Genomic DNA, 24,829 nt, shown 5'->3' on the forward strand with positions numbered 1-24,829 from the left:
TTATTCTTCCCCCTCTTTAATCATGTTAATAATTTGTTCTGCAGAGTCTGCATTTTTCAACGTATTCAGCGCTTTTTCATTGCCAAGCAGCTTTGTTAAATGAGCAAGTGCCTTTAAGTGCGCTTCACTGTCAACAGCAGCCAGGCATACAAACACATCGATCTGATGCTCCTCCTGGTCGAGTAACTTTACAGGCTGTCTTGTTCTTAAAAAAGACATCCCAACCTCGTTCACACCCGCATCAGGTCTTGCGTGCGGAATCGCGATGCCTTTCCCGATATGAATATAAGCACCGGCTTCCTCGACGTTATGAATCATTGCATCCACATACCTCGGCTCCACTGTATCGGAAGTGACCAAAGGTTCTGCCGCTTTTTTGATCGCTGTTTTCCAATCAAGCGGCTCGTCTGTAAATTGAATGGTTTCTTCTGTTAATAGTTCTGAAAGCATTGGTTTTCTCCACCTTTTCGCTGTGTTATTCATATACATCAGTTCGACCAGCTCAGATATCAACTTCTTCTCGTTTTTGATATCTGCATGCCGCCGGACAACATCCATTACTTGTTCAATATCTATATTGCGTTTATTTAACTGCGGAAAAGCAGAGGTTACCTCCTGAATCAAGTGCGTCTTCTCAACAATGGAAAGTAAAGGCTTTACCCGGTACACCGGCTTCACAGACGTGATCGGTACCGTTGAGAAAATCAGGTCGTAGCTTGAAGGAGACAACTTTTGCACATGATCTGTCGTATGGATTCTGGAAAAATCAATCCCCGGGAACAGCTCTATCAGTTGCGAGCGCAGCATCACAGATGAGCTGACGCCATTTGAACAGACAATTAAGGCGCTGATCTTATCCGGTTCATCCTCATTGAATTTTTCCAGATACCCTCCGAAATGAAGGGTAAAATACCCGATTTCCGCTTCGCTGATCCCTTTACCTGTCCAGTCAGTGAGTGGACGCAGTGACTTTTCAACAAATTGAAAGAGCTCGTGATAATCCTCTTTAATCTTGTCTGTCATTGGATTCATGAGCGGAATGCCAAACGTCAGCCGGAAATAAGTCGGTACAAGATGATTGAATAAACTTTTGACTAGATACGCTTTATGGCGGATCGGCAGCAGCGTATTCCGCTCGAACTCATCAACAATTTCTTCTGCGAGTTTCTGAAGCGTCAAATGAACCTGCGGATTCATCTCCTCCTGGCTTGTCAGCAGCTGAATGGCGACAAAATACATTTCCTGTTCGCCCGCTTCCGGGAACAATAATGCAGCTAACTCAGCCGCATCATGGAACATGTCCTGCTCCTCCAAAAGTAATTTTTCATGATCTTCGAAATGGAGCTGGCTATTCTTTTGACGCATTTTCACAAAAATCAGGTGATACATCATTTCGACTTTCCTGCTTCTTACGAGACGCAGAGGCTTCGTTTGCAGGAAATTCTCAATCTGCGCTGTCGTTTCCATCATGAGCGACTCAAGCTCCCAGGCTTTGATCGTGCTGATGATGATTTCTTTTCCAAGCGGCTTCGAGAGCAGGGTGTCAATACAATAGATTGCGAGTCTTCGCTTATCCATTTCAGATCCCTTTAGGAAATATCCATCCATCCGCTGATAGTCAAGCTTCAGGTTCCATTCAACGCACAGCTCCCTCGCCTTTTTCACATCCGTCAGCGCCGTATTCTTACTGACATTCAGGACGAGCTGATAATGATAGCTTGAGATGACTTCCTGTCTGATAAAGGTGTACAGATAAATCATCAGCGGGCGATCCTGTTCAGAAACGATCAGGTCATTACCTTTTACGGAAAGGGGAGCTTCTTTTTTGATAAAGCTTTTAATTTGATCATCTACACGGAACATCAGATTATTCATTTCCACCGGTGGAAGCTGAATGATACTCAGCGAGCTATTTGTCTTTTCAAACAAGTACTGAAATTGACGCTCTGTCAGGTTGAGCTCCATCATAATTTCAGGCTTTGTAATCTGCTGATATTGGGTAATCCTTTCAAGAAACTCGTACGATTTCTGATCCATCAAAGGAAGTCCCTCCGTTTCTTAATGCTATTGTAAAGCGCTTACATCACTGTCGCAACACGTTCAGGGTCCAATCTCTGTCCGGCCCTTCAACACAAATTGGGCTCAGCACGCCTATGTTGCTTCTCGTATAGACTTTATACTTTAACTAATAAGTCAACAGACGACAAACAGGAGGCGGTATCGTTGAAACCAAAAGTAATCGCTTTAGATATGGATGGAACCGTTCTCGATGCCTCAAATCAAGTCAGCCCACGTCTGGCCGAGCTGCTTTCTAAATGGCAGACCGATCATGAAGTCCGGCTGATTTTAGCATCAGGCAGAACAAAGCAGGAAATTGAGGATGTGCTGCCGGAAACGCTTCAACCAGACGGAATCGTTTCTGCAAATGGAATGGGGAGTTACCTGGGGAATACAACGCTTGCTGAGCACACACTGGACGCTGAACTGGTGGAAAGAGTCATTCAGGCAGCTGGCGCAGAAGGCATTTATTACGAGGTGCATCCGCTGCACGGGGAACGTTTTTCACTAAAGAAGGATCAGGCATTGTTTCAGGAAATGCTTGCACAAAAGCAGCCTAACACGCTCCACGACAATGAACTTCTTGCCAGGCAGGAAGCGGTGAAAAAGGATATTCAATGGACGTCAACACCATCATTTGAAGGACATGTGAAGGTGTATTTTTTCAGCATGAGCCCTGAAAAAATTAATGATTGGAAAAGAAGGCTTGAGAAAGAAGCGGTGAACTTTTCATTCTCCACCTCGTCCTCGTCTTTGCATAACGTGGAGATCATGAACGCAGGCGTGTCAAAGGCTACGGGTATTCAGATGCTACTGCAAAAATGGAACATGACTCCTAATCAGCTGATGGTTGTCGGGGACAGTGAAAATGACCTACCCATGTTTCAATACGCGGGCCGGGCCGTTGCCATGCAAAATGCAGAGCCGCATGTGAAGCAGGCCGCTGATGAAGTAACCACACACGGCTATAAAGAAGATGGACTGTTCCGGTTCTTGAAAGAATTTTAAATAAAGAGAGCGGGGAAATTACTCCGCTCTGTTTCTATGTAACTGGTTTGATTGAAGTAACACTCACCTTTGGCCAGATGGACTGCCAGTTCTTTTTAACAAGCCGCTCTTCGTAAATGGCTGCACGCTCTTTTGTTTCTGTAAAAGAAGCAGTTGGCTTCACCTGAAGATTAAGAACATCCTCAAGACCGCTTGGTGCCGTCAGCACGAGCTTGTGCTGCTGATCGAGTGTGACCCCGAGTGCCGTTGCCGTTTCAGGAAACTTTGAGATGGCATCCTCAGAGGAAGTGTAAGGAGCAAGACCGTTCACCAGATGCATTCTTGCTTCGTTTTTCACAGACCACGGCACCTCCGGCATCATTTGAAACAGACGCTGCTCATACCCTTTTTCCGTTTCCTCACGCAGATCAGCCGGATCAAAATAAATCACATCCACATCCGGAATGCTCGTCCGTTCATCAAATCCGTGAAGCGTATCCCAGATTTTCGAACGCACAAACCCCGCACAAATCCACCAGTCCGGCAGACCAAGTGTCCCCGCTGCTCGAATGATGCTCATCATTTGCCTGTCCGATTGGATTAAGTTGTGGATGTCTTCTTCATTTTTTAACAAGTGATCTCATCTCCTCTTATCATAACCGAACATACATTCTTATTTTAACACAAAGAAACCCGCACTTACGCATCAGCGCAAATGCGGGCACAACTTTATGAATCAACACCCAATCTTCCTCTTATCCTCTTTCCCCAGCCTCACAAGCACCATTCTCAAGCCACTCTGTTCCTTCCCTAGGCAGCGCTTGATGCGGGAGACCATGCTGGAGCGGGCGTTGGTTTCGTGTTCGATTTGCTCGTAGGTTTCACCGTTCATGAGTCGAACAGCGACCTGGTAGCGCTGCATAAAGGCTTCGAGCTCCTTTTCAGTCGCCATGTCCTCAAAAAAATTGATGCATTCCTCAATTGATGTCAAAGAAAGAAGCGCTTCAAAAAACTGTTCACGGCTGGTTTGTTCTTTCCCGGCCTTCATCGTGCCACTCCCCATTTCAAACTGTCATCAGAAATGTTTATTACAATACCATTTTCTTTTCCTCAAGCACTGCATTTTCCGCAAAGGCATTTGCTTCCTCAGGCGGCAGCACAGCAAGGAATTTCGAGTACCCTATGATAATGGCGATAATCGGTGTGATGATACACATAAAGCTGAATAATACATAACCCATCCCTACACTCAATGTGGACATGATAAAGGCTCCTGACACACCCCACGGTACAAGCGGATGCACAACAGTTCCGGCATCCTCAAGTGTTCTGGACAGGTTCTTCGGATGAAGACCCGCTTTTTTATAAGAGGACTCAAGCATCTGCCCAGGCAATATAATCGACAGATACGCTTCCCCGATCACCACATTGACCCCAATACAAGATAAAACGGTTGTCAAAATGACATTGCCTTTTTTATTCAGGAAGCCTGCAATACCCTCAATGATGACCTGGTGGAAACCGATCAGCTGGATCAGACCGCCAAATGCAAGTGCCACTAAAATAATCGATACACCAAACATCATACTGGCCAGACCACCTAAAGAAAGTAGACTGTCCACAGCTTCCACACCCGTTTCAGCCGTGTAGCCGAAATGCGCTGTAGCCATCAGCTCTCCAAGTGTCACACCTGGAACTGTATAAAAAGCAGTCAATACGGCAATTAGTAAACCGCATAGCAGTGTTGGCAGCGGTGGAACCTTTCTTAAGGCAAGCAGGATAATCGCAAGCGGTGACAGCAGTGTGATCGCGGTCAGCGGAAACTGGTCGCGTAAAATCTGCGTCATCTCTTCAATTTGTGCAAGGTCCGGATTCACAAAACGCGTATCAAGACCAATGACTGTAAAGATCACCATCGTAATCAGCAGCGCAGGAATCGTCGTCCAGAGCATATAGCGGATATGCTCGAAAATATCGACCTTCCCGATCGCAGAAGCAAGGTTTGTCGTATCAGACAGTGGTGAAATCTTATCTCCGAAAATCGCCCCACTGACAACCGCGCCCGCCGTCATCGCAGGAGAAATATCCATTCCGTAGGCAACCCCCATCAGCGCGACACCCATTGTACTGATCGCACTCCAGGAGCTTCCTGTCATCACAGATACAACGACACAAAGCACAACAGCGGATAATAAGAAAAACTGAGGTGATAAAAACAGCAGTCCGTAATAGGACATGGTCGGCACGGTTCCATTTAGCGCCCAGATCCCGATGACCACACCGATCATGCATAAAATCAGAATCGAAGGAAGCCCTGCAGAGATTCCTTTCACCATAGCTCCCTCTAATTCCTTCCACTTAAACCCGAGAAAATAGCCATAAAGTGCGACAAGCGTCGCTACAATGAGAATTGGAATTTGAGGTGCGACCTGATAATGCAAAATGCTGACACCCAGCACTGCAGTTAAAACGACCATTAACAAAACAGACATCAAAAAAGAAGGTGTACGTGTTTTCATTCTGATCCCCCAATCAATTTGTAATCGTTAGCATTTTTAAAATGCATTGAAAACCCTCTGTGTGACATGTTAATCATTTTAATAAAGTGCAGCATTTTACAATTAAAAGAGCCCTTTTAAAACGCAGAGATGGTCAGTCACCCCTGCGTTTTCACTTACTTCCAGCTGTATTTATAATCCTTGTCTTCAAATTGATGCGCCTGCTTCACCACTTTTAGCGGACGGAAGGTATCGATCATGACCGCAAGCTCTTCTGTTTCCTTTTTACCGATGCTTGCCTCGACCTTTCCCGGATGAGGGCCGTGCGGAATGCCGGATGGATGCAATGTGACAGAGCCTTCCTTCACGCCTTTGCGGCTCATGAAATTCCCTTTGACGTAGTACAAAACCTCATCACTATCCACGTTACTGTGGTAATAAGGAGCCGGAATCGCCTCCGGATGATAATCGTACATTCTCGGTACAAACGAACAAATGACAAAATTATTCGCCTCAAACGTCTGGTGGATCGGCGGTGGCATATGCACGCGGCCGGTAATCGGTTCAAAGTCACTCACGTTAAACGTATAAGGGAACAAATAGCCGTCCCAGCCGACCACATCGAGTGGATGGTGGCCAAACGTATGTAAATGCATAAAGCCTCTGGACTTCGTTTTCACATGATACTCACTCCGGTCATCAAACGTCTCAAGCTTTGAAGGCGGATGAAAATCGCGCTCACAAAACGGGCTGTGCTCAAGCAGCTGCCCGTGAATATTACGGTAGCGCTTCGGCGTTGTGATCCAGCTGTTCGTCTCAATCACGAGAAATTTCGTTTCGCCTTCATCCGGCACGATGCGATAAATCGTCCCGATCGGAATGACGATATAATCACCCGGCTTATAAGGCAGCGTACCAAACGTGGATTCAACCTTCCCTGTACCGTAATGAACAAACAGCACTTCATCTCCGTCGCCGTTTCGGTAAAAGTAGTCCATCGGCTTTGTTGGATTGACGACACCAATCAGTACATCATCATTCCCAAGCAGATACTGTCTACCCTTAACCGCATCTGTTTCCTCTTTATACTCATGAGAATACAAATGGCGCGGAGCGAGCGCAGCCTGCTCCTCGTACTCTACCCTGCACTCTCCAATCAGCGTCGATTCAGTCATCGCTGTTGGCGGATAATGGTGATACAAAATGGACTGTATACCTGAAAAGCCCTTCGTTCCCATCACCTGCTCACGAAATAATGAGCCGTCCTCTTTTTTAAACATCGTATGTCGTTTGTGTGGGATTTTCCCCATCTGTTGATAAAACGGCATCGCCTTCGTCCTCCTACCCCTTCATATCGGCTTCCACTAATGCAGGTACAATGCGACCTGTGACTTCCCCAAAACCAATCCGGTAGCCGTCCCCCTGACACCACCCAGTTATCGTAATTTCGTCCCCATCCTCAATCCATTGACGCTCTTCACCCGATTCAAGCTCAACCGGATCTGCACCGCGCCACGTCAGCTCAAGCATACTGCCGCGCTGTACTTTTTCCGGACCGCTGATCGTGCCTGATGCAAGCAAATCGCCAGACCGCAGATTGCAGCCCGCCACCGTATGATGACTGATCTGTTGCGCCATACTCCAGTACAGGTAACTGAAGTTCGTCGACATGATCCGCTGTCGCTGCTCCATTTCACGGCTTTTCATATACACTTCAAGCTTAATATCAAAAGACTGAGCCCCTGTTTTCTGCAAATAAGGAAGAGGCTCCGGATCCTGAATCGGACCTTCCTTACGAAAAGGCTCAAGCGCCTCAAGCGGAATGACCCACGGTGACACAGACGTTGCAAAGCTTTTCGCTAAAAATGGACCAAGTGGCTGATATTCCCACGCCTGAATATCCCGTGCGCTCCAATCATTGACGAGCACAAGTCCAAAAATCTGATCCTCCGCATCCTTCATCGCAACCGGCTTACCCTGCTCATTACCCGGGCCAATAAACCAGCCCATCTCAAGCTCAAGATCAAGCTGACGGGTCGGACCAAAAACCGGCGCATCCGCTCCTGGTGGCTTCATCTGACCTCTTGGCCTGCGCACATCCGTCCCGCTGACCACAACAGAGCTTGCGCGACCGTGATATCCAACAGGTAAAGACGTCCAGTTTGGCATCAGGGCATTTTCCTTCCCCCGAAACATCGTACCCACATTGGTCGCATGCTCCTTTGATGCATAGAAATCGGTGTAGTCCCCGATTTGAGCCGGGAGTAATAAAGATGCTGTTTTCATTGGAATGATTGCTTTTTCCCGCAGCTCAGTATGATCTCTCAGCTCCGGTTCATCCTCATGTAAAAGCCGCTGAATCTCCTCTCTGACTAGCGTCCAATTCTGTTTTCCAAGACTCATAAAACGATTGAGGGATGGCTGATTAAAGACGGCCTCCTCTTTGAACCCTGCACGCCTGAAAAAACCTTCCGCTTCAAGCACTGACAAATCCAGAATGTAGTCGCCAATCGCCACACCAATCCGGGGATCTCCTTCATTTGAAGTCTTAAAAACCCCATATGGTAAATTCTGAATCGGAAAGTGAGAAGACGGATCTACCTGAATAAATGACCTCATGATGACCGTCCTTTCTATTCGTTCAACAGTCCAAGCGTACGCAAATCCTCGAGCGGCTCGGTAAAGCTGCAGCTGCCATAGGAAATGAACGCTGTTTTACGCAACTTTTTAATCTCTTCTACTGAGATGCCTAGCTCCCGCCAACCTGCTCCGGTTTTGGATAAGGTAAAGTCTGTGGAATTTTGATCTTTTAGGATCTCTGTAATCGTTTCAGGTGCCAGATTATGAACCCTCGTCAGCATGGCAGCCGTGAATACATTTAAAAAGCCGTGCATCTCCGTTTGCACCTCAGATCGATACATACGAACCGGATGGTGCAGGCCTGCCGTGAACTTTTGCGGAACCCCCCTGTCGCTGCAGGCTTTCAGGATCCATGCAAGCTGCTTTGGCTCCGGAAAAGCAGCTGCCGTCACGCCGCCTGTCCGGAATTTAAAACCAAGTGTTGTGTCCTGGGTCCGATTGTGATGAGCAATGGCATCAAGCGCTTTTAAAAGGCGCTGCTCTCCAGCTGATTCATCCGGAAGCTCAAGAAATGTCCGGATCGCAAGACTGGCTGATTGCTCCGCAATTTCTTTTAGTAACGACGGCTCCGGTGTTGCTGGGAGAGGCAGCTCAATCATGGACACCGCCACCTGTCCCTCCGCCTTTGCCAGAAAGGTCCGGATGACTTGCAGATCTTCCTTGAAATAGGGAAGAACCTCTGCATCCGTCGGACTTTTTCTGGCAATGACCGAGCAGTCCAGCCTTTGTTTTTGTGTAAACAGCTTGAGATAAGGCTGCAGCTCATTCAGCCTGACTGCAGGAATAATAAAACGGCCGAGCATCCAGGCATCTTTGTCAGCAAGATAGGAAGCGTAGTTGCGAACTGCATCATTCATAGAGAGCTGAGCCGGTGGAAACAGTCCGGCATAATCGATTAGCCCCGATAAATACGCCTGTATCCCCGCCGGAATGTGCGCCTTAAATGTTTCCACGACGCTCCTGCTCACGTTCAATGGACTCAAAAAGCGCTTTAAAATTCCCTTCGCCAAAGCCGCGCGCCCCTTTACGCTGGATGATCTCAATAAACAGTGTCGGGCGGTCAACAATCGGCTTTGTGAAAATCTGCAGCAGATATCCCTCATCATCGCGGTCCACTAAAATATTCAGCTCCTGAAGCTTCTGCACATCCTCATCAATGTCACCAACGCGTGCTACAAGATCCTCATAATACGTGGATGGCGTCTGTAAAAACTCCACGCCATTTTCACGCAGCGCACGAACCGTGGAGATAATGTCATTCGTCAGCACAGCTAAATGCTGAACGCCTGGACCGTTATGGAAATCAAGGTATTCCTGAATCTGAGACTTGCGTTTCCCTTCAGCCGGCTCATTGATTGGAAACTTGATACGGCCTGTTCCGTTCATCATCACCTTTGACATGAGAGCAGAATATTCCGTTGAAATATTTTCATCATCAAAATGCTTCAGCACGTTAAACCCAAACACTTTTTCATAATAGCTCGTCCACTCATCCATGCGCTCCACATTTCCAACAACATGGTCGATCCCGACAAGACCGATTGACTTTGCCGTCCCTGGACCTTCATAAGGCTCGTAGCCAGGAAGGAAGCTGCCCTTGTAATCCTGATTTTCAATCAGTGTGTGTACCACATCTCCATATGTACCAATAATCGCTTTTTTAACCGTGCCGTTTTCATCACTTTCTGTCCAGGGCTCCTGATTGGCAATGCCGCCACGCTCAATCGCGCCGTGATAAGCCTCGTCCACGTTAGATACCTTAAGTCCAATATCTTTAGTGCCTTCACCGTGCAGCTTAACGAATGCCGCGATATCAGTCTGGTCAGTTAAAGAACCCGTGATGACAAGGCGGATCATGCCCTGCTCCAGCACATATGATACGCGCTCGCGGCTGCCCGTCTCTAAACCACGGTAAGCCTTAATTTCAAAACCGAATGCATGACAGAAAAAATACGCAGATTGCTTGGCGTTGCCGACATACAGCTCAAGGTGATGAAAGCTTTCGACCGGGAATACGTCTTTGATTGTTTCGTTGTTTAATTCAGTTACGTCTTTTGCCATTTTTAGGGCCTCCTAGAAAAAATTTAGAATCTTTTTAAAAATTTTAATCTTTAGTATGTCACATTGCAAACGCTTACTTTAACGCGTGAAATTGATAGAAGGGTGAAGGTTTGAAGGCAATCGTGCCGGACCTCACCCTCCCTTTCCGCGGCCGCGCGGTGAACCCACTGTGCTTCGCACATCGGTTTCACCTGTCGCTTCACTGCCGCAGGAGTGTCGGGTGAGGTCCAGCACTCTGATCTGATAAACGGACACTTATCTTTGAAAATCAAAATTGCCGCGATTGGAAATTTTTTGTAGTTGATCAATGGTCATAAAAAAATCCTTTATCACGATCATGCGGTAGTGCTTTGACCTCGATCCTTGCGATCGCGTTTGTGGCGTCTTTATAATCACTGCAAGCAGTGTGATTATCGATGGGAGGTTGTGTGGCGTGACGCATATGGTGAAGTTTTGCCCGAATAATTTTAAAGGTGAGCTTGGGGAGACAAAGCAGCGTGTGAGGGAGTTAGCTGATACGGAAGTGGTGGAGCGGCTTTGCTTGAATTTTTGTGGTCAGTGTATTGTTCAGCCTTTTGCGATTGTAGATGGTAAGGGTGTGTTTTGTGATCAAGTAGATCAGCTTTTTCCTGCGATTATGGATAAGCTTGGACAATCGGTTTCGACGCAATAAAATGTAAGCGCTTTATTTTACTGGCATATTAATTTACAAGCGGGGGTAAGATGGGATGAAGATGATGACAAAGGCTGAGACAAAGACTGCGATGTCAGCAGATCTTTTTGAGTTAATGCAGGAGCACGAGCAGGTCGTATTTTGTAATGATCCGGAAACGGGCCTGCGGGCGATTATTGCGATACATAACACAACACTTGGACCGGCGATTGGCGGGACGAGGATGAGAAATTATGAGACGACTGAGGAAGCGCTTGAGGACGTGCTGAAGCTTTCTAAAGGAATGACATATAAGTGTGCAGCTGCTGACGTTGATTTTGGGGGCGGAAAAGGTGTGATTATCGGGGATCCATCGAAGGATAAAACGCCTGAGCTGTTCCGGGCATACGGTCAGTTTGTTGAGTCGCTGAACGGCCGCTTTTACACAGGGACGGATATGGGAACGGTGCTTGAGGACTTTGTGCACTCGCACAAAGAGACGAACTGTATCGCCGGGCTGCCGGAGGAATATGGCGGTGGCGGTGAAACGTCGATTCCGACTGCGCTTGGCGTCCTGTATGGGATCAAAGCGGTTTCGAAGACTTTATACGGTACAGAAAACCTTCTTGAAAAAACATTCTCCATTCAGGGGCTTGGTAAAGTTGGATTCAAAGTCGCTGAGCATTTATTAAAGGAAGGTGCGAATTTGTATGTGACAGATATTAATCCTGATATGATCAACGCGCTTGTACAAAAAGGTGAGCTGATGGGCAGAAGCGTGATTCCGGTTCAGGGAGACGACATTTACAGCGTACCGGCTGACATCTTTGTCCCATGTGCCATTGGCGGCATCATCAATGAGCAGACGACTGAACAGCTAAAGGTCAAGGCCATCACAGGAGCTGCCAACAACCAGCTTTTACACGAGTCGCTTGCTGTGACGTTAAAAGAAAAAGGCATTCTCTACGCACCGGATTATATCGTCAACAGCGGCGGCATTATTCAGGTAACCGATGAGCTCTACACGCCAAACAAAGAACGCGTCCTGAAAAAAACAAAAGCCATCTATCACTCCCTGCTTGAAATCTTCGCCCAGGCAGACGAAAGAAACATCACCACCATCGAAGCCGCCAACACCATGTGCGAACAGCGCATGGCCACAAGAAGACGCCGCAACAGCTTCTTCTCACCAAGAAAGTGTGCGAAGTGGGATGTGAGGCATTAAAATTTATAAAAAACAGAGCCGGTTTGGCTCTGTTTTTTTGCGTAGAGTTGGGGTCTGTCCCTCCGGTCTACCGTAATCGGACCTCATTCACTCTGTTTAAGTAGTAACCTAATACATATTTTTCATAAACATCCTTTAGGTGTTGGTTGAGAATCGCGCCTTTGGGTAACCTTTCCCATGCAGCATCCGTTTCCTCATCAAAGGCGTCCTTCATGGCCTGTAGAAAAGCTTGATCATTTTTGTGATGATCAAGTTCGGGCATGTTGAGCGTTTGATCAATGAAGTCATAAATCTTTGGATTTCTTTGTTCTTCATCTAACAAATTCACAACCTCGCAGCCTAGTGCAATGATCGAGCCCTGGTGCAAGAGCTCCGCCTCTTTTCCGTAAATCACTTCATCTTTTTCAGACATGACGGTTGCAAATAAGAACTTTTCATAGTCTACAGGTTCGAAGTCAATGTTATGGCCAAACCCACCGTAGCTTCTGGCCATATCATGATACATCCAGAGGATATGCATGATCGTCTCTCTGGCTTCCGGAAAACGTTGATCGTTGAGGTAAAATCGGTCTTTCATGATTATAGACACCACCTATAACGGATTATGGCTGGATCACTGCGTAGACTTGGGATCTGTCCCTGAAATCTACACTTACCCTAACAACATGAGAAAACTATACATCTGTGCAAATATAAAACCAAAGGTCAGAGCAATGCCTAATACGGTTTGATTATGAGTGCTTTTTTTAGCGTGTATTTTCTTTATAAACATAAATAAATTTATTACCCAGAGCACACCGAGTAAGGGCACAATGAACAGAAGAAAAATGAATTCCAAATGTTTCGCCTCCATTTTTTAGAAAATTCATCTTTTTTAGTATATCAATATGACCAATTACAAAAAAGCCGAGCCAGCAATCCAGCTCTGCTTTTTTTATGTAGACATGGGTCTTTCCCCAAGTCTACCGTAGCTCCTGGGACAGACCCTCCTCTACGCTCATAGGTCAAATGACACAATCCTTGGAAAGTTGCCTGAAATCTTGTGAACCGTCTCTCTTATTTTGTGAACCATCCCCAACATTCCATGAACCACCGCTAATATTTTCCGAACAACGATCAAAATTCTATGAACCTCCGTATGTTTAGAGCTGGACAGAGTCAGGTACAGACCCATGTCTACCTTCACCCAATCGCAATCATCCGCTCAATCGCGCGTTTTGCCTTGTTAGCGGTTGCTTCCGGCACGGTAATCACGTGCTGGTTTTCTTTGAGGGCTGCCAGGACTTTTTCGAGGGTGATCATTTTCATGAATGGGCAGATGGCTTCGGCATTGGCTGCGATGAAGCGTTTTTCCGGATTTTTCTTTTGCATCTGGTGGATAATGCCGACTTCAGTTGCAACAATAAATTCGTCTGCCGCTGCGTTTTCTGCGTGTTTGAGCATATGGCCTGTCGACAAAATGTGCGTCTTTTCCTGCGGCAGAACGCCTTCAGCAGTCAGGTACATGCTTGATGTGGAGCAGCCGCACTCAGGATGGACGAGCAATTCAGCGTCAGGGTGCTTGGTCATGACATCTTCTACCTGCTCCGGACGGATCCCTGCGTGCACGTGGCATTCGCCCATCCAAATATGCATGTTCTCACGGCCCGTTTCTTTTTGAACAAATGCACCAAGGAACATATCCGGTAAAAACAGAATCTCCTGATCCGCAGGAATGGAGTTGACGATCGCGACCGCATTTGAAGATGTGCAGCAGTAATCGCTTAACGCTTTCACCTCAGCTGTCGTGTTCACGTATGCCACAACGACCGCCTCAGGATGCTCTGCTTTCCAGTCGCGGAGCTGATCGGCTGTAATGGAATCTGCCAGTGAGCAGCCCGCCTCGAGATCAGGTAACAGGACAGTCTTCTCCGGATTTAACACAGCTGCGGTTTCCGCCATAAAATGGACCCCGCAAAATACGATGACATCGGCCGTCGTCTCAGCAGCTGCGCGGGCAAGCATGAGTGAATCTCCCAGCACGTCCGCGATATCCTGCACCTCCGGAATCTCGTAATTATGCGCCAGAATGATCGCATTGCGCTTTTCCTTCCACTCCTGAATTTCCTCAATCAGACGGTTTTTCGTTACGGTTGTTGTCATATCAAAATCCCCTTTTCAGCGTCAGCAGTGACTTTCACACTGATATCCAGCGCTTTATATGAATGTGTTAAAAATCCAAGCGAAATGTAGTGAACGCCGCAATCGCGGTAGGCTGCCAGATTCTCAAGCGTGATACCCCCTGAAGCCTCCGTCACAATGTGATCCGGCACGAGTTTTTTCAGCTCAATGATTTCATCTGGCGTGCGGTTATCAAACATGATCACATCCGCTCCTGCCTCTACTGCTTCAAGCACCTGCGTACGCGCTTCTGTTTCAACCTCCATTTTGACCATATGCCCGGCACTTTTCCGGACCCGCTCAACAGCTTCAGTAATCGAGCCTGCAAATGAAATATGATTATCCTTGATCATTACGCCGTCATACAGTCCGTAGCGATGATTGAAGCCGCCACCGCAGCGGACCGCATACTTCTCAATCATCCGAAGTCCCGGCGTTGTTTTTCTCGTATCGCAAATTCTCGTCTCCGTATCACCAAGCGTTTCAACGGCTTTTCTGGTCAGCGTTGCAATCCCGCTCATCCGTTGAACCAGATTCAACACCACCCGCTCCCCTTTTAAAAGCGTGGAAATCTGACCTGAAACCACAGCTAAACGCTGTCCGACTGAAATCGAATCCCCATCTTCTACAAACAGCTCGACCTGAACATCCGGCTGTAAAAGCGCAAAACCTGTGCGAATGATGTCCTCTCCGCAGAAAATTCCTGCTTCTTTTGCTAAAAAGACGATTTCTCCCTCAGTGCCATCGGTAAAAATCAGATCCGTGGTCAGATCCTGCTCACCAATATCCTCTATCAAAAATTGCTCAATGCTTGATCGCAGCTTTAATGCGTTCATCTTTTACCCTCACTTCCCCTTTGTTCGTCTGAACGATCGTTTTCTTCAGCCAATGCTGATCATCCTCAAACGGAAAATCCGCTCTGAAATGCCCACCCCGGCTCTCCGTCCTTTTCAGCGCAGCCTTTGTGATCAGCGAAGCCGTCACGCCCATCAAAAACCCGGTGAGCTCAGAAATGGTATATGCGTCCAGGTCACGAACTTCATTTAGCTGAAATGAATCAAACCACTGCTTTTGCCTCGTTAACCCTTCTTTTGACCGGACGATGCCGACGTTTGCCATCATGCTTGCCTGCAGTGTTTGAATGTCCGGCACCGGAAGCTTTTTATATATGCTGGTGCGTTTCAGATCCGGTGTAATTGACGTTTGATCGTCATGATTATTAATCCATTCTGCAAGACGTTTACCCTGAAACAGCCCCTCTAAAAGAGAATTGCTGGCGAGGCGGTTTGCTCCGTGAAAGCCGGTGCAGGCTGCCTCCCCAATGGCATACAATCCCGCAACGGTGGTCTGTCCTTTCAGATCCGTCTTAATCCCGCCCATTAAAAAATGACTGCCTGGCGCAACCGGAATCCTTCCGTCTGAAATGCTAATCCCATTTTTTGCACACAGTGCCGTTATGGACGGAAATCGCTTTTCGAACTGATCAATTTTGCTGATATCCAGGTAGACATGCTGACCACTTTGAATCAGATCAAACATCGTCTGTGACACAATATGGCGCGGTGCCAGATCCTCAAGCGGATGAATACCGCGCATCACCGGCGTGCCGTCTTCTGTCACGAGTACCGCACCCGCCCCTCTGACCGCCTCAGATACGAGCCCTTTTGCCATCCCATTTTGATAAAGGAGGGTTGGGTGGAACTGCACAAATTCCATATCCGCGACCGCCGCGCCAGCAAGATACGCCACCGCAATCCCGTCACCTGTCACCGTTTGAGCGTTGGAGGTAAAGGAATACAGCTGACCGCAGCCGCCTGTTGCGATGATCGTGTGACGGGCGAAACAGTGCCGGATGCTTCCGTCCGCCGATTTACCTTTTACACCAATACAGCGGTTTTGATCGTGATCCATCAGCAGCTCATAAGCAAAAATATTTTCTTCTATTTGTACATGAGGGGTCAGTTTGGCAAGCAGCGCTTCTATCACATGCTGACCCGTCGCATCACCGCCGCTATGAACAATCCTTTTTTCAGTGTGTGCGCCTTCAAGACCAAGCTGCAGGTGCCCTTCCCCATCACGATCAAAAATAGGGCCAAGACCTGAAATCAAATCAGATGCTTCCTGGACAATCTCACGGGCTGCAGCCTCATCAGAATGAAAGGCTCCCGCTTCAAGCGTGTCTATATAATGCTTTTCGGGAGAATCACCCGGCCCAACAGCCGCCGCAATCCCACCCTGCGCTAAATAAGAATTACTCTTTCGAAGTGATGACTTTGTGATTATCTTCACATTTAATTCCGTATCAATCATGGTCGCCAGCTGTAGCGCAGCAACCCCACTGCCGATGATGAGAACATCCTCACATTTTATGATGAAGACCCCCTTTAATTACATGTGTCTTTACATCTGTCACAAAACCTATCTTTACATAGATTTGACAGAAACACAAGGGGGCAGATTCGCCTCTGTGTAAGGACGGTCTTCACTCCCAGACGTACAGTATTTATTTCCCGATTTCTTCAGAAGATTTGATCAGCTTGTCGTATATACGAGTTATGTAAAAGTCCGTAGGATAAATAATTGTGTAAATTCGAATTTCATTGATTGGGAGGATATTGATGGATCTTTTTGTGAACGCTTTATTTGTATTGTGTATCTTATTTCCAGTTTTACATTTAATCAATTGTCTCCCCTCATTTCGACGCAGCGGAGAGGCTGTAACATTAAACCATAAACCTGAAAAGGAACACGGCATCAGCATTCTGATTCCATGCTTTAATGAGCAGGCGTTTATCGACACCTCGGTGCAAAGCATGAACTCACTGCCCTATTCTTCCTACGAGGTTATCTATATAAATGATGGCTCCAGTGATGATACGATGGAGCGCTTAATAGATTTTTTAAAATTGGAACCTGTTTCGATCACCCGGGCAAACAACCTGACGCATAAAAAAGTAACCGGCTGTTACCAGTCGTCTATTTATCCAAACTTTTACGTGATTGATAAGGTGAATGGCGGAAAAGCGGATGCACTGAATACCGGGATTGAATATGCCAGTAAAGAACTGATTATTACACTCGATGCAGATACCCTTTTATCAGAGGAGGCTCTGCCTGTCGTCAATGCAAAATTTCAACAGCCTGAAGTCGTCGCAGCCGGCGGAATGGTTCACGTGCTGCAAACACGATCTCAAAAAGCTCGCACCCCGCTATCTATTAAAGCTGCAAATCTTTTAATCAGAGCCCAGATGCTCGATTTTCTCAAAGGGTTTTATATTTCAAAAATCTCACTGTCCCGCTTGCAGTCCCTATCGATCATTTCCGGTGCTTTTGGCATTTTCAGAAAGGATATGCTCATCAGTGTCGGCGGCTATCGATCAACAATCGGCGAGGATATTGACATCACACTGCGGATTCACCAGGCCATTTCAAATAGGAAAGATCAAAAAATTGTATTCATTCCGGAATCCGTCTGCTTTACAGAGCTGCCTGAAAACTGGCGTGACTTCTTCAAACAGCGGATCCGATGGCAAAAAGCATTTATAGACTGCCTGATCCATTTCCGGAGCTTCTTCGCCAAAACGATTTTGACCAAGCCGCTATCCCTGTTTTTTATTATCGAGTCATTTTTAGTCGGAACCGTGTCAACGTACCTGGTCACTGGACTGATCCTGACCGACCTGATCTTTTTTGAAAATGGAGACCTGTATCACTATCTCACCTTCTATCTGTTTTATATTTGCTTTGCCATTATTTATAACCTGTCCGCCATTTTCATGAGCCGAAGCTATGGATATCACCTGAACAAACAGGAGCTTACCGAGCTTATAGGAACGATTCTATTCGATATTCTCATCTTCCGCTTCGCTCTCATGTACCCGGTCATGCATGGCAGCATCTCCTACTTCTTCAACAAAGACTGGAACAAAGTCGCCCGTACAGGCCGCAAATACCACGCTCCTGCACGTGGAATGTAAACCTTTCATGCTACAGTAGAACAGGGCTTGATCCCAGTTCTACTGTGGCGTGGGGTCTGTCTTGCTACTAACTTTTCCCCGACTATACATATTCAATTCGGCATTTTATAATAGAACAATATTGAGGAGGTGAGAAAATGGAGAATGAAATCCTGAAGGCAATTGCCGGGCTTCAGAAGACGATGGATGAGCGGTTTGAAAAAATTGATGGGCAGTTTGAAAAGATTGATGACCGCTTTCAGCAGATTGATGGGCAGTTTGAAAAGATCGATAGCCGTTTCCAACAGATTGACGGTCAGTTTAAAAAGATCGATACCCGTTTCCGGCAAATCGATCAGCGGTTAGATGGAATCGATCACCGATTAGATGGGATTGATGCAAGGCTGGATCAATTCGATGTCCAATTCGTAGAAATCAGAGGTCAGCTCGAGCACATGGAAAATGAGCGCCAAAGAGAGATCATGTCTATGCTGAAGCTTATTGCGGACAAGCAGGACGAAAATAATCTAAACCACGACTACCTGATGCACAAATACATGATCCACGATAAAGAAATCCACCTGTTAAAAAAACAACTCAAAAACTAGTCAACTGACCACATCAGCTCCAGACCATTCCTCAGGAGCACTGATTAAAAACCAAAATAAAACAGCAGTGCACCGTTGCACCGCTGTTTTGTTTTGCAGAATAAATGAATCTTTTTCCTGCCTGTATTTTCATGCCCAACCACTCCTTTATCCGATTCACTCCCTTGCACTTTTCCCCAGATCGCAGTAAAGTATATACTGATTGAAGTCTGCTTTTGTCATGGTGATGTAGAGGGGGATTTGTCCCTGTCTGCGTTTTTGTGTAGGCCCAGGTCTACGGTATATAGATTCCGGGAAGTGATTTCCCTTAAGGAAAGGGTTCAGATAGATATGAAGGATAATTTTTGGCTTGAGCTGCCGAAGCCGTTTTTTGTGCTTGCACCGATGGAGGCTGTGACGGATGTGGTGTTCCGTCATGTGGTGAGTGAGGCGGCACGGCCTGATGTGTTTTTTACGGAGTTTACGAATTCGGAGAGCTATTGTCATCCGCGTGGTAAGGATAGTGTGAAGGGCCGTTTGACGTTTACAGAGGATGAACAGCCGATGGTTGCGCATATCTGGGGCGATAAGCCTGAGTATTTCCGCCAGATGAGTATCGGGATGGCGGAGATGGGCTTCCGCGGTGTGGATATTAATATGGGGTGTCCTGTGCAGAACGTTGCGGCGAACGGCAAGGGCTCCGGCCTGATCCGTCGTCCTGATACGGCTGCTGAGATTATTGAGGCGGCAAAAGCGGGCGGACTGCCTGTCAGCGTGAAGACGCGCCTCGGCTACACGTCTGTTGATGAGTGGCATGACTGGCTGAAGCATATTCTCGAGCAGGATATTGCCAACCTGTCGATCCACCTTCGCACGAAAAAAGAAATGAGTAACGTGCCCGCACACTGGGAGCTCATTCCTGAGATCAAGAAGCTGCGTGATGAGATTGCTCCACACACACTTCTGACCATCAACGGGGATATCGAAGACCGCCAAATGGGTCTTGAGCTTGCTGAAAAGTATGGCATTGACGGTGTCATGATCGGCCGCGGCATTTTCCATAATCCATTTGCCTTTGAAAAGGAAAAGAAAGAGCATTCAAGTGAAGAATTGCTTGATCTGCTTCGCCTGCAGCTGGATCTGCACGACAAATATAATGAAGAACTCGAGCCGCGCGCATTCAAGCCGCTTCGACGCTTCTTCAAAATTTACGTACGCGGATTCCGCGGTGCCGGCGAGCTGCGCAACCGCCTGATGGAAACAGAATCCACAGATGACGTACGCGCACTGCTAGATGAATTCACAGAGAAAAACGGTGTGAAGGAAGAAGAAGGATTTTCGGTTTCCTGATGATAAGAAAGAGAAGAGCTGGTTGCGGCTCTTCTCTTTCTTGGTTTTTGGGGACGTATATTTTGAATCATTCGTTAAACGAAATACATCCGTAAAACGTAAGTCTAATTTCACTGAAATGACGAACTTCCGCTGTATGCTCACGAATCCGCGGTGTAAACTTACGAACTTGGGCTTTAACCCCACAAACTTCGCGGGTAACCTGGCGAATTTGAACTACAACCTTTGGAATCAGAATCATCACTCATAACCCTGACCCTTTAATGTCCTCATACATTTTCCGAATAATCCCTTTAAGACTTCCATTCTTTCCTTCGTTGAAATCACCTCAAAAGGAATATAGACCTCGTGGCTTTTACGCTTAAATTTCCGCATTTCATCAATATTAAAACGAAAGATTTGGTGCAGTTCCTCCTGAATGCTGATCCCCTTTGTCGACGACGGCTTTCCCGGGTCAACGTGAATGATCACGCACTGATAATTTTTATCCCCGATGATTGACACGAATTTGCTCTGCTGCCCCATAAAAGAAAAAGGCTTGTAACCAATATTGAATGATTTCTCCGGGAGGTTTGTCCTCATCCGCCCGAGAGAATGAATAAATTTATGCAGTTCAGCTGCTACTAATAGCGGGTTCATTATGAACAACTCCTTTTTTAGTTAAATGAAGCATGGGGACGTATATTTTGAATCATTCGACAAACGAAATACTCTGCGAAGTGCAGGTCTATTTTCACTAACCTCACAAACTTTAGCTGTAAACTGACGAATCCGCGGGGGAAGCTGACGAACTTTGGCTTTAACCTCACAAACTTCGCGGGTAAACTGACGAATTTCCATCGTGAGCTCACATTGGATTCGGGAGTCAGAGCGGCCGTGGGCGGTAGTAGGTCCTTTTACACTAAACTCACGAATTCCTGCGCAAGCTCACAAACTTTCACGTTAACCTCACGAACCGGCCGCCTAACCTCACAAACTCTCCCGCTCACCTCACGAATCCACCACACAACCTCACAAACCCCACAGCCCCTCTACCTCACAAGCTCCCTTCCACCTACTACCTTCACATCCCACTCCTTCAAAAATCTCGCGTATGCCAGCGGTTCGCCGTGGCGGCGGATGTTGGTTGAGAAGTCGATGATTTTACACGTTTCGGTGCCGCCGAAGCGGTGCCCACGCAGGCCACGGCCGACCATTTGTTCATAGAGAATGATGCTTGAGGTTGGCCGGCAGATGATGAGATGATCGGTTCTCGGCGCGTCAAAACCCGTGGTCAGAACGCCATAGTTAAAGAGAAATTCGATGTCCCCTTTTTTAAATGCGCTGATGTGCATGCGGCGGATCGGCTTTGGTGTGTCTGCCGAAATGACCGCAGATTTACGGCCGATGGCGTTCATCGTCATCGCCAGAAACTCGGCATGCTGAACGGTGCAGGCATACACTAATGATGACGAGCCTTCCGGAATCGATTTCATATAGTTGATGATTTGCAGGTTACGAGTTTGATCAGCAGCAAGTATCTGCAGAAATTCCGAGCTGAGATCGTGGTCGTCCTGATTGAACAGATCATCTGTCACCTCGGTTTCCACCCCGTCCTCATGCAGGATGAAAACCGGCTCCGCTAAATAACCCTCTTTCCTAAAATAGCGAAGCGGATGATCGTTATACTCCTTCATATCCGGGAATGAAGGATGGATGAGATAGGCATCGAACTGATCGACAAGCTTCATCGTTTCGTCGTTGCTGCGGCCCGGAGTGGCAGTGAGACCGCAAATCGGAAACAGGTCATCTCCCGCAAGCTCCCTTGCTCTGTCAAACAATGCACGATAGCTTTTTGCCGTAGCATGGTGGGCTTCATCAATAATCATCGCGCCGCAGTTTGCCAGAATCTCCTCAAGCGCCTCATCCCCGCTCTGGATCCGGGAATAAAGCTGCTGGATACTCGCGATCACCGCACCGCCAATCATATCCTCCACCTCAAACTTCTTACCGCCAAAAAAGCGGTAAATCCTCAGTGCTTCAGGGAATTCGCGCTCCTGCCACATTTCGCTGATACAGGAAATCGCCTGCTCGCAAAGCTCCTCGCCCTGCGCGATCCACAGCATATATTTACCCTGCTCAAACCGTGGCTGCATCCAGTCAATAAAGCTCTCAACCGCAACACGCGTCTTCCCGCCCCCGGTTGGCAGCGTCACAACACATCGGGTTTTATCCTGTTCCTTATTCAAAACCTCCAGCATCCGGCTTTTTAAGCCAACCTGGTACTCCACAAGCTTCGGAACCGCACGCCTCGGCTCAATATCCTGAATCGCATCCGTGCTGTGATCCTTTGGAATCGAAATGCCTGAGAACACAAGTGGAAAATCAAATGCCGTCACAAAATCACGTGCCCATCTGCCACCAATGAGCCACTTCTTTTTCGCAAGCGCCGTGCGCATATAAGTCGGAGACGTAATCGCCTTCCCCTGCACCTTATTCCGCTCATAAAGCGCCATCAACCTCTCCTCAGAAAGCTGTCGCAGCAAATGAATCCGCAAATCGCGAACCTCCTCACTGCTGCCCGCAAATAAATACGGTCCCTTCTCCACAATCAACATCTGCGCAATCCGGACCTCATCCGCCGCCGGCTCACGCAAATCCCTGAACACGCGAACCAGCTCCTTATACCGCTCTCTGCCCATCAGCTTCATCAGGCTATTCATTTTCACGCCATATGTATGTACCAGCAGCTCCGCCGTCTGTCTAATTTCCTCTTCAGTCGGTAATGCATTCAATGATGGTTCTCCTTTCGATGTAAATCTTGATTCTATTATAAGGGTTATGCGTGAGGCGTGGGGACGTATATTTTGAATCATTCGTGGGACGAAAAAGAAACGCGGGGACGGAGATCATGTATCATTCGAAGAACGAAATTCAACCAACATACTGTTCGGGACTTTTTTCACTAAACTCACAAACTCCGGCTGTAACCTCACGAATACGCGGCCGCAGCTGACGAACTTGGTCTTTAACCTCACAAACTTCGCGTCTCACCTGACGAATTTCCATCGTGAGCTCACGTTGATCAAGGGAACCATTTTTCTTGAGAGGAAGCCGTGGCGACGTAGGTCCTTTTACACTAAACTCACAAACTTTCCCGCAAGCTTACGAACTCGCACACGCAACTCACGAATCTGCCGCCGAACCTCACAAACTCTCCCGCTAACCTCACGAATTCATCCCACCACCCCAATTTGATATGATAAAAACAAACAAAACTCAGAGGTGCGTATGGAAGCTGTACATTGGTTGGTTAAAAGGGTGCGGCAGCGGATCATGGACCGTCGATATTCGGTCAATGAGATTCTGGCGGGGCGGTATCAAATTGAGAAAGTGTTGCAGAATGGGAGTTATGGGATCATTTATTTGTGTGAGGATTTGAACACGGACAATAAATGCGTTGTGAAGCAGATGCGAAAAAGCAAGCGGAAGGAAAATATAGAGAATTACGCAAAAGAGACGGAGATTCTTCAACAGCTGAATCATCCTGGCATTCCGGCTTTTATAGAGGCGTTCTCCCATGGCGAGGAAGTATTCTTTTCCATGGAGTTTGTTGAGGGCAAAAATGTGGAGGACACATTGTTTGCGTCAGGACAGCAATATTCAGAGAAGGAATGTCTGGCGCTTTTGAAAAAGCTGACGGAAATCGTTTGTTATATCCATCAGAATGGCATTTTTCATGGGGACATCAGGATTCCAAATGTGCTGCTTCATGGGGAAGAGGTCCACCTGATCGATTTCGGTCTGGCGAATACGCTTAGAGACGGAGATCTGAAAGAGTGCGAACTGCTCGCACAGGATGACTTTTTTGATCTGGGTGATTTCCTGCTATTTCTGCTTTACTCGTCTTATGAGGGGGACACGAAGAGAAACCAGCCATGGACCGAGGAGCTCCGCCTGCATCCACAGACCACACTGCTGCTGAAACGGCTGTTGAAGATTGAACGTCCTTACTACCATTGTGAAGAGGTTCTTGAAGATATAGATAATCTAATCAGCCAGCCCACTAAAAAGACTCCGTCATAAACGGAGTCTTCAGTCTGTCAATCAGCTGCTTGAGTAGTGTCTTTTCTTTTTGTAATGGTGTGAGCCATACATAGGATTGCGGCCTCGGCGGCTGCTACTGCTGCTTCCGTAATACTTGCGTCTTTTTCCGCTGCTTGAGCCGTGACGATAAGATCTTCTGCGCCCACTGCTGCTTCCCCGCTTACTCAACTCTTTCGAAATGCCTTTCATGATCTTTTTAAACATTTAAGCATCCTCCTTTTGAGTAGAGGTGTTCTTACTCTCCAGACAAATACACCCTCTATAATGAGCATACGGTGGATAAAGAATTTGTACAACTAATATCCCTTGAAATGCGGGTACGAGATTGCTTTGAAAACAGTGTTGTGGTGTAGGTCTTATTACACTAAACTCACAAATTTTCCCGCAAACTGACGAATCCGCGGACGGAACTCACGAACTTGCCTGAGAACCTCACGAAAGTCGCGGCTAAACTGACGAATTTCCTTGGGAAATTCACGATGGTCAGCACACCATCTCAGGCCGGGGAGGCGTAGGCCTATTTACACTAAACTCACAAACTTTCCCGCAAGCTCACGAATCCGCGGACG

22 protein-coding genes are annotated in these 24,829 nt (G+C 47.2%); 7 read left to right on the plus strand and 15 right to left on the minus strand.

Translation table 11 applies throughout. The annotated features are described in order from the left end of the window. A complete protein-coding gene (locus H7968_RS04095; protein WP_227394956.1) occupies positions 1-2,037 on the minus strand; it encodes a BglG family transcription antiterminator in 2,037 nt (678 codons plus the stop codon). Between the two features lie 186 nt (positions 2,038-2,223). Between H7968_RS04095 and H7968_RS04100 the strand changes: the two genes are divergently transcribed. Then, on the plus strand, positions 2,224-3,066 hold the full coding sequence (locus H7968_RS04100; protein WP_227394957.1) for an HAD family hydrolase: 843 nt from the start codon (positions 2,224-2,226) through the stop codon (positions 3,064-3,066). A 34-nt stretch (positions 3,067-3,100) separates the two neighbouring features. Here the strand turns inward: H7968_RS04100 and H7968_RS04105 are convergent, their stop codons facing one another. The 7 genes from H7968_RS04105 to hppD all read right to left on the minus strand — a co-directional run bounded on the left by H7968_RS04105 (position 3,101) and on the right by hppD (position 10,244). Then, on the minus strand, positions 3,101-3,679 hold the full coding sequence (locus H7968_RS04105; protein WP_227394958.1) for a nucleotidyltransferase family protein: 579 nt from the start codon (positions 3,677-3,679) through the stop codon (positions 3,101-3,103). A gap of 102 nt (positions 3,680-3,781) precedes the next feature. Continuing rightward, positions 3,782-4,093, minus strand: coding sequence for a YerC/YecD family TrpR-related protein (locus H7968_RS04110; RefSeq protein WP_227394959.1), 312 nt, complete (start codon positions 4,091-4,093; stop codon positions 3,782-3,784). A gap of 40 nt (positions 4,094-4,133) precedes the next feature. Then, the gene (nhaC, locus tag H7968_RS04115; protein WP_227394960.1) at positions 4,134-5,564 is read right to left on the minus strand and encodes a Na+/H+ antiporter NhaC; all 1,431 of its coding nucleotides are present in this window, start codon (positions 5,562-5,564) and stop codon (positions 4,134-4,136) included. A 155-nt stretch (positions 5,565-5,719) separates the two neighbouring features. Further along, the gene (locus H7968_RS04120) at positions 5,720-6,871 is read right to left on the minus strand and encodes a homogentisate 1,2-dioxygenase (RefSeq protein WP_227394961.1); all 1,152 of its coding nucleotides are present in this window, start codon (positions 6,869-6,871) and stop codon (positions 5,720-5,722) included. Positions 6,872-6,884: 13 nt separating this feature from the next. Then, positions 6,885-8,162: a fumarylacetoacetase gene (gene fahA, locus H7968_RS04125; RefSeq protein WP_227394962.1), complete on the minus strand. Its 1,278-nt coding sequence runs from the start codon at positions 8,160-8,162 to the stop codon at positions 6,885-6,887. 14 nt (positions 8,163-8,176) lie between these two features. Further along, positions 8,177-9,136 (minus strand): hypothetical protein, encoded by a 960-nt coding sequence (locus H7968_RS04130; RefSeq protein ID WP_227394963.1) that lies wholly within the window; start codon positions 9,134-9,136, stop codon positions 8,177-8,179. After that, positions 9,123-10,244 (minus strand): 4-hydroxyphenylpyruvate dioxygenase, encoded by a 1,122-nt coding sequence (hppD, locus tag H7968_RS04135; RefSeq protein ID WP_227394964.1) that lies wholly within the window; start codon positions 10,242-10,244, stop codon positions 9,123-9,125. Before hppD ends, H7968_RS04130 begins: the two co-directional genes overlap by 14 nt. 442 nt (positions 10,245-10,686) lie before the next feature. On the opposite strand from hppD, the gene H7968_RS04140 reads away from it, so the two are divergent. Together H7968_RS04140 and H7968_RS04145 are read left to right on the plus strand one after the other, a co-directional pair. After that, complete coding sequence (locus H7968_RS04140) at positions 10,687-10,917, plus strand: DUF1450 domain-containing protein (protein WP_227395088.1); 231 nt, start codon at positions 10,687-10,689, stop codon at positions 10,915-10,917. Between the two features lie 61 nt (positions 10,918-10,978). After that, positions 10,979-12,121: a Leu/Phe/Val dehydrogenase gene (locus H7968_RS04145; protein WP_406566360.1), complete on the plus strand. Its 1,143-nt coding sequence runs from the start codon at positions 10,979-10,981 to the stop codon at positions 12,119-12,121. 67 nt (positions 12,122-12,188) lie between these two features. On the opposite strand, the gene H7968_RS04150 is transcribed toward H7968_RS04145, so the two are convergent. The 4 genes from H7968_RS04150 to nadB form a co-directional block, all read right to left on the minus strand. Next, on the minus strand, positions 12,189-12,698 hold the full coding sequence (locus H7968_RS04150) for a hypothetical protein (RefSeq protein WP_227394965.1): 510 nt from the start codon (positions 12,696-12,698) through the stop codon (positions 12,189-12,191). Positions 12,699-13,303: 605 nt separating this feature from the next. Next, positions 13,304-14,263: a quinolinate synthase NadA gene (nadA, locus tag H7968_RS04155; RefSeq protein WP_227394966.1), complete on the minus strand. Its 960-nt coding sequence runs from the start codon at positions 14,261-14,263 to the stop codon at positions 13,304-13,306. Then, complete coding sequence (nadC, locus tag H7968_RS04160) at positions 14,260-15,117, minus strand: carboxylating nicotinate-nucleotide diphosphorylase (protein ID WP_227394967.1); 858 nt, start codon at positions 15,115-15,117, stop codon at positions 14,260-14,262. Before nadC ends, nadA begins: the two co-directional genes overlap by 4 nt. After that, positions 15,086-16,654, minus strand: a complete 1,569-nt coding sequence (gene nadB / locus H7968_RS04165) for an L-aspartate oxidase (RefSeq protein WP_319799477.1) — start codon at positions 16,652-16,654, stop codon at positions 15,086-15,088. The genes nadC and nadB overlap by 32 nt, the downstream gene beginning before the upstream one ends. Before the next feature lie 245 nt (positions 16,655-16,899). Between nadB and H7968_RS04170 the strand changes: the two genes are divergently transcribed. From H7968_RS04170 to H7968_RS04180, 3 genes are all read left to right on the plus strand, one after another. Continuing rightward, complete coding sequence (locus tag H7968_RS04170; protein ID WP_227394968.1) at positions 16,900-18,258, plus strand: glycosyltransferase family 2 protein; 1,359 nt, start codon at positions 16,900-16,902, stop codon at positions 18,256-18,258. A gap of 137 nt (positions 18,259-18,395) precedes the next feature. Beyond that, positions 18,396-18,845: a hypothetical protein gene (locus H7968_RS04175; RefSeq protein ID WP_227394969.1), complete on the plus strand. Its 450-nt coding sequence runs from the start codon at positions 18,396-18,398 to the stop codon at positions 18,843-18,845. 330 nt (positions 18,846-19,175) lie between these two features. Further along, positions 19,176-20,174, plus strand: a complete 999-nt coding sequence (locus tag H7968_RS04180; protein ID WP_227394970.1) for a tRNA dihydrouridine synthase — start codon at positions 19,176-19,178, stop codon at positions 20,172-20,174. A 240-nt stretch (positions 20,175-20,414) separates the two neighbouring features. Here the strand turns inward: H7968_RS04180 and H7968_RS04185 are convergent, their stop codons facing one another. Beyond that, a complete protein-coding gene (locus tag H7968_RS04185) occupies positions 20,415-20,813 on the minus strand; it encodes a hypothetical protein (RefSeq protein WP_227394971.1) in 399 nt (132 codons plus the stop codon). Positions 20,814-21,205: 392 nt separating this feature from the next. After that, positions 21,206-22,948 (minus strand): DEAD/DEAH box helicase, encoded by a 1,743-nt coding sequence (locus tag H7968_RS04190; protein WP_227394972.1) that lies wholly within the window; start codon positions 22,946-22,948, stop codon positions 21,206-21,208. A gap of 541 nt (positions 22,949-23,489) precedes the next feature. Here H7968_RS04190 and H7968_RS04195 point away from each other — a divergent pair. After that, a complete protein-coding gene (locus H7968_RS04195; protein WP_227394973.1) occupies positions 23,490-24,239 on the plus strand; it encodes a serine/threonine protein kinase in 750 nt (249 codons plus the stop codon). 17 nt (positions 24,240-24,256) lie between these two features. On the opposite strand, the gene H7968_RS04200 is transcribed toward H7968_RS04195, so the two are convergent. After that, positions 24,257-24,406: a hypothetical protein gene (locus H7968_RS04200; protein ID WP_227394974.1), complete on the minus strand. Its 150-nt coding sequence runs from the start codon at positions 24,404-24,406 to the stop codon at positions 24,257-24,259. Positions 24,407-24,829: the final 423 nt, after the last annotated feature.

This window comes from Jeotgalibacillus aurantiacus (assembly GCF_020595125.1).
Lineage (GTDB): Bacteria > Bacillota > Bacilli > Bacillales > Jeotgalibacillaceae > Jeotgalibacillus > Jeotgalibacillus aurantiacus.